Origin of the sequence: Bacillus sp. Je.9.29.b (genome assembly GCF_051129925.1) — a bacterium.
Taxonomy (GTDB): domain Bacteria; phylum Bacillota; class Bacilli; order Bacillales; family Bacillaceae; genus Bacillus; species Bacillus safensis.
In genome coordinates this window covers 1-313 of the sequence record NZ_JBCPSO010000028.1, presented here as the reverse complement: position 1 = coordinate 313, position 313 = coordinate 1, and the positions used below count along the sequence as shown (strand labels likewise).

At 47.6% G+C, this 313-nt stretch carries 1 tRNA gene and 1 rRNA gene; both read right to left on the bottom strand.

The features are described from left to right. Positions 1 to 59, bottom strand: a 16S ribosomal RNA gene (locus AAZR19_RS18950); the annotation flags it as partial. Positions 60 to 184: 125 nt separating this feature from the next. Continuing rightward, positions 185 to 260: transfer RNA gene (locus tag AAZR19_RS18945), tRNA-Ala, on the bottom strand. Between the last annotated feature and the right edge of the window lie 53 nt (positions 261 to 313).

Below are 313 nucleotides of genomic sequence, written 5' to 3'. Positions count from 1 at the left end.
TGCATGTATTAGGCACGCCGCCAGCGTTCGTCCTGAGCCAGGATCAAACTCTCCGAAAAAGTACAAAACCGAAGTTTTGCTTTTCGCCAGTTTGACTGACTACCTATGATGTATCATAGGATTTTTTTATAAAAACTCGAATTAACAGGTACGTTTTGTCTTGTTTAGTTTTCAAAGATCATATTGGTGGAGCCTAGCGGGATCGAACCGCTGACCTCCTGCGTGCAAGGCAGGCGCTCTCCCAGCTGAGCTAAGGCCCCATAAAAGATGGTCGGGAAGACAGGATTCGAACCTGCGACCCCTTGGTCCCAAA